We start from the raw sequence: 5,947 nt of genomic DNA, 5'->3' as shown, positions 1-5,947 counted from the left end.
GGTTATGACCAGGCGCCTGGGGCGCGGAGCGGCGCCGGTCCCGGCCTGCCCGCCAGGGCTGCCGGGCTCACCGTGTTCGCCGGTCACCACGGCGTTCAGGGCATGGTGGGCATTGGCCAGAAGGTTCATGAACACCTGCTGCAGTTCGCCGGGTCGGCCCACCACCATCAGCGGCAGGTCGGGCAGGTCCAGTTCGATGACCACCCCGTCGCCCTCCAGGTGGGCGCGGGTCAGGGCCAGGGCGTCAAGCAGCACCTCGCGCAGGTCCACCCGCACGTCGGCGTCGCGCCGGTCGCGCCCGAAGAACAGCAGGTTGCGCACGATGCCGGCGATGCGCTGGCCCTCGCGCAGGATGCGCCCGGCCAGTTCCGGCTGCGGCTCATGGCGCATGCCGCCCTGCGCCGCCACGTCGGCATCGTCCAGCATCAGTTGGGCGCAGTTGATGATGCCGTTGATGGGGTTGTTGATCTCGTGCGCCACCCCGGCGGCCAGTTCGCCCAGGGCGGCCAGTTGTCCGGCCCGCACGGCCTCTGCGCGCAGGCGGTGCAGTTCGGTCTGGTCTTCCACCACGCCCAGCCCGAACAGGGGCAGGTCGTCGGTGCCCCAGACCACCGTGGAAGTGACGCGGCACAGCCGTATCTCGCCGTCGGGCCTGCGCACCCGCACCTCGTACCGTGCCACCCGATCACGTTCCGCCCGGTTGCGCTGCATCTCGTAGGTCAGCGATTCGCGGTATTCCGGCAGCACCAGGTCGGCCACATGCGTGCCGCGCATCTCGCTCAGGGTCAGCCCGGTAATGGCGCACAACGCCCGGTTGGCCTCGATGACGTTGCCCGCCGCGCTGGTGTGCAGAAGCCCCACGGGCACATCGTCGTAGATGCGCCGCAGCAGCCGCTCGTGCCTGCCCAGGGCCGCCTCGTGGGCGTGGACCATGCGGTCCTTGCGTTCCAGAGTGGCTTGCAGTTCCTCTTCGGTCCGGCGCTGGGTGGTCACGTCATGCACGTACGCGGCGATCTGGGCCACCCGGCCTTGTGCGTCGAACACGGGCACCAGATTATGGCGCAGCACGCGGCTGCCGTCGCGGTCCTCGAAGTAACCGCCGCGCCCGGTGGACACGCAGCGCGCAAGTTCCGCACGGCGTCTGGCGGCCATGTCCGGCGGCATGAGGGCGAACAGGCTTTCGCCGGCCATGTCCTGCCCGTCGCGCCAGGCGTGGCGCGAGGCGGCGCTGTTGTGGGCCACGATGGTGCCGTCGGGCTCCATCAGAAAGGCCGCACCCGGAGCCGCGTCCAGCAGGGCACGGCGGGTTTCGCCTATCTCGCGCAGGGCACGGCGACCGGTGACGGCCTCGGTGATTTCCACCCCCACCAGCAGCACCCGGCACATGATGCCGCTGCCCGGCAGGCCTCGCCCGGCAAGGGTAATGTTGAACCAGCGCTCACCCGCACGCCCGCTGACGGCCAGTTCTCCGGTCACGCGCGCTTCTCCGGCAAAGGCGCGGGCCAGCAGGGGGGACAGCTGCGCGGAGACCTCCTGGGGCACCACTTCCTCCAGCCGGTGACCGCGCGCCTCCATGCGCCAGACGCCGAACAGCGACTCGAACCCCCGGTTGACCATGCGCATCCGCCCGTCGGCGTCGATGCACAAGGCCAGCAGGGGTACCGCGTCCAGCAGCATGTCCGGGGTTTCGGGGTCGGCATCCAGGGGCAGCAGGCGCGCCTCTGCCTTGCGCAGCCGGTGACGCAGCACGGCCGTCTCGGCGCGCAGGCGCTGCAGTTCCTCTTCAGGGGTCTGGACAGCGGCTAGTGCGGCGGGCCGGGGAAACAGTTCCGGCTGGGGCCCGGGCGCTCCCGCAAGCGGAGCGTCGCCTGGCGTCACCGTGCCCCGGGCGGCACGGGCGGGACAGGCAGAACGGGCGGGATGGGGCGAAGGACCGGCATCCAGAAGCTTTTCCGAATTGGCCAAACGAGAGGACGCGGGCGATTCCTCCGCGGCGGGCAACCCCGGCGACGCACCCCCGGTGCCGGGAGCCGTACCGGTACGGGAAACGGTGCGCTTGGGCATGGTCTACTTGCTCACCCACAGGGAAAAACGGTTCACCCGATCATGCAGCCGTTCGCTGACGCTGCGCCCGAACATGCGGCGCATCAGGGTATCGGGCAGGGCCGTGCGGCGGCCCACCGCCACAACGGCGTACCTGTCCTGCTCGGCCACGCGCAGGATGGTTTCCGCCTTGTCGGCCCGGCCTGCGCAGTCACAGGCGTCCAGCATCAGCACGCGCACCCGCGAATCGTCCACGCCGTTGGCCAGCACGGCCTCTCGCGCGGCGGCTATGGCGTCATCGCCGGAAAGCGGCGCGTCCTCTGCACCCACCCCAGCCGCGTGCTGGCCCCCACCATTGCCCGGCTCCCTGCAATGCAGCAGGGTCACGGTGTGGTCCTCCGCGCCGGGGGTGGCCAGCATGAACCCCACATGGTCGGCCATGCGCAGGTTCTCGCCCGATCCGTCAACGCACAGCAGCACGTTGGACAGGTCCGGTTCCGGCTGGTGGCACACCCACAGGGGAAAGGCGATCTCTTCGCCCAACAGCCCGCGCGAGACGCTGGTGGTGTAGGTCTGCTCCAGCCAGCCAAGGTACCGGCGGCCCGAAACCACCGCGTCGTACAGGCCCTTGTGGGCTTCCTCGACGATGTCGCGCACAACGCCGAACTGGCGGGGCACGGCGCGCGTTTCCACATGCTCCGGCACAAAGCCGTGCTCCACCGCCCAGCGGCGCGCCCTGGCCAGTTGCTCCAGCCCGTGGCGCATCTGCACGTCGGACAGGATCACCTCGCCGGGGCCGGAGGCGTAGGCGTCGGGCACCACGTAGAACAGCGTCAGGCGCAGGGCCGCCTTGCGGCGAAAGAAACCGGCCACGAAGCGCAGGTTCCACGACTCGCCGCCGTCTCCCCCCATGGTCAGCAGCAGATGGCGCTCCATGGTCGGCCTACTGGAACAGGTAGCTGTAGCGGACGGAGATGCCGTCGGTGCGCTCCACGATGTGCGCCACCAGGTCTTCCACGCTTTCCGCCGTCACCACGCCCACCTCGCGGGCAAGGTAGTGGCGCAGGGTGCCTTCGCTCTGCGAGAACACCCAGACCACCGAATAGGCAGAGCCCACCGAGGGCCGCGACGGGAATTCCGGCGTGGTGGAAAGCAGCACGCGGATCTTGGGGGCATCCTTTTCGGACAGCACGAACAGCGAACTTGAGTTGAAGGTATCCTTCAGGCGAAAGGCCAGGCGCGCGCCCAGGCTGTCGGTGCCCTCCAGTTCCACGGCCACCTGCACGGCCCGGTCCACATTGGGGGCGGGCTTGTCGGCCACGGCCTTGGGCGCGGCTTCTGCGGCAAGGGCGAAACCGCCCCCCGCGATCCCGGAAACCGTCGGAAATTGGGGCAACAGTGCGGCGGCGATCAGGAACAGCGAAACGGACAGCAGCAGGGGCGCCCATGGGCGCGACTTCGATGCGGGCGTGCGGGGCGGGAACGGGCGCGGCATGACACATCCTCCTTGCGGTTCATGGATCATTCCACAAGGGTAGTCGCTGCCGGACCATTTAGCAAGACGCGCCGCGCACGGGAACCCGCATGAACAGTGTCGCCACCAGTGAACACCCCGCCAGCGCGGCCCCCAGATAAAACGGAATGCGAAAGTCCATCATCCACAACATGCCGCCCGCAACGGGCACCACCACCGCCGCCACGTGGTTCACCGCCACGCTCACGGCCATGCTGGGGGCGATGTCCGCAGGGTCGGCTATCTTCTGGAAGTAGGTGCGCACGGCCACGATGAAATTGAAGAATATCTGGTCCAGCACGTACAGCAGGCCCACCAGCCAGCGGGCCTCCACCACGGTGTAGGCCAGGCAGATGCCCGCCAGCGACAGGCACTCCATCACCAGCAGCCTGCGCTCGCCCACGGCGTTGATGGCCTTGCCGATGAGCGGATTCAGGAACCAGTTCACCGCATTGTTCAGCATGAAGAACAGCGTCATTTCGCGCACGCCGAATTCGAACCGTTCCACCAGCAGAAAGGCGGAAAACACGATGAATATCTGCCGACGCGCCCCGCCCAGCAGGGTAAGCAGGTAGAACAGCCAGTAGCGTTTGCGCATGACCATGCCCCGCCGCTGCACCGGCAGGCCCTGGGCGCGCGGGTCCTGCGTCAGGGCCCACAGCCCGGCCAGCACCGCAAGCCCCCCCGAGATGGCGAACAGGCCGGAAAAGGGCAGCACCCCGGCGGCCAGGAAGATCACCGCGCCGATGGCCAGGTTGCCCCCGGCGTTGAGCCCGCGCAGCCGCCCGATGATCAGCGGCGCAGTGCGCACGTCGAAGTATTGCAGGATCAGCGACTGGTTGGTGGTCTCGAAGTAATGGAAGCCGAAGGACATGAGCATGGTGGTGAACACGATGCCCCCGAGCGTCGGAAAGAATCCGGCGGCCAGCACGCCCACGCCCAGCATGACCACCGAAAGCGCGGCCAGGCGGTGTTCACGCAGCACCAGCAGCAGCAGGATGACCCCGATGGACAGCAGGCCCGGCACCTCGCGCAGCGACTGCACAAGGCCGTTCTGCGCGCCGGTAAGCCCCGCCTCGTGCACCGCGAAGTTGGTGTAGAGCGTGCTCCAACCCTGGTAGCCCACGGCGTTGGCCAGGGTGAGCACCAGCAGGAAGATGTACATGGGCCTGTTGGGAATGGTGGGCAGATCAGGGATGCGCTGCACGCAATACTCCTGCGGACGCACGCGAAAAACGCCGCGCCGGACGGGGGGACGGGAAGGGGGCATGGAGCGGGTCGGGAACCCGCGCACGGCGCAGATGCCGGAAGGCGTGCCCTACCCCCGCGCGTGGACACTGTCAACGAGGCGAGCACGCGCCTTCGCCCGTTTGCGGTCGGATGTGGACCATTGCGCGTGGCGCACGCAGTTGCGAGCGATTGCGGGCAGGCTGGCGCGGGGTCGGGGTTGTCCTCTGTGGCGGGTCAGCCTGGCCTGGCAAGCCGGGCGAGCCGGGCCGGACGGAAAGGGGCGACACTGCGGAACGCCCCCGGCAGGAAGCGGAAAGGCAGGGCGCGGAAAGGCGGCAAGACCGTGCAGGGCGGCAGGCCGTGCCTACAGGTCTCCGAACACCTCGGCCTCGAACCAGTACAATTCGGTGCGTCCGTCCTTCCACGCATCCCGCCACGCCTCGGGCGGCAGCCCCGCCTTGCGGCAGGTCTGGGCCAGGAAGGTCTCGCGGTCCCAGCCCCACTCCACCGGCACCTGCGGCAGCAGCACCCCGGAACGATACCCCTGGCGCACCAGCAGCCCGTGCCGCCCCACCCGCACCTGTGAAGGATCCGGGCAACGGGATAGCGGGCCGAGCACGGAAATGTCCAGTCCCAGTTCCGGTGCTTCGGCGGCGGTCACCGGCGGAAAGCGCGGATCCTCGAAGGCCGCCGCGCGGGCCATGCGGGCCACGGTGAGGTACAGCGGCCCGTCGCCGACCATGGAGCCGATGCAGCCGCGCAAATGGCCACCTTTCTTGAAGGTGACGAAAGCCCCCAGGGAACGGTGCAGCACGCCGGGGGGGGGCGCGGGCACCTCTGCGGCATCCGGACTGGCCGCCTCCTCGTCCCCGTCCGGCATGGTCCCGGCCGCGGCTTGCGCCAGTCTATGCAGCACGGCCCAGCGGGCCAGATCGAGCAGCCAAGCCCGCTCGTCGGCTGACAGTTCCAGCCGGAACGCGCCGGAATCGACACCAGCCGCGTCCATCACATGCGTCGGATCTGCGGGGGTACGAGGGGTGGACATGAAGGCTCCCTTGCGCGGCCCGGCGGCGGCTCCATGCCGCCCGGCGGTGGTCGCGCGGTTTCATGGTGCCAGAGCCCGCCCGGGGCGTCCACAGGAACGGCGGAGTGCGCGGGGCC

At 69.3% G+C, this 5,947-nt stretch carries 5 protein-coding genes; all 5 read right to left on the bottom strand.

Annotated elements, in window-relative coordinates; all coding sequences use genetic code 11:
- The coding region (locus FVW20_RS05815) for a PAS domain-containing protein (RefSeq protein ID WP_196608687.1) at positions 1-2,064 on the bottom strand (2,064 nt) is incomplete at its 3' end.
- A 3-nt stretch (positions 2,065-2,067) separates the two neighbouring features.
- On the bottom strand, positions 2,068-2,979 hold the full coding sequence (locus tag FVW20_RS05810; RefSeq protein WP_196608686.1) for a universal stress protein: 912 nt from the start codon (positions 2,977-2,979) through the stop codon (positions 2,068-2,070).
- Between the two features lie 7 nt (positions 2,980-2,986).
- Positions 2,987-3,538: a hypothetical protein gene (locus FVW20_RS05805; protein ID WP_196608685.1), complete on the bottom strand. Its 552-nt coding sequence runs from the start codon at positions 3,536-3,538 to the stop codon at positions 2,987-2,989.
- 58 nt (positions 3,539-3,596) lie between these two features.
- Positions 3,597-4,763: an MFS transporter gene (locus FVW20_RS05800; RefSeq protein ID WP_196608684.1), complete on the bottom strand. Its 1,167-nt coding sequence runs from the start codon at positions 4,761-4,763 to the stop codon at positions 3,597-3,599.
- 387 nt (positions 4,764-5,150) lie between these two features.
- A complete protein-coding gene (gene amrA, locus FVW20_RS05795; RefSeq protein WP_196608688.1) occupies positions 5,151-5,792 on the bottom strand; it encodes an AmmeMemoRadiSam system protein A in 642 nt (213 codons plus the stop codon).
- Between the last annotated feature and the right edge of the window lie 155 nt (positions 5,793-5,947).

Source organism: Nitratidesulfovibrio oxamicus, assembly GCF_015731765.1.
Lineage (GTDB): Bacteria > Desulfobacterota > Desulfovibrionia > Desulfovibrionales > Desulfovibrionaceae > Cupidesulfovibrio > Cupidesulfovibrio oxamicus.
This window is presented reverse-complemented; position numbering and strand designations above follow the sequence as displayed.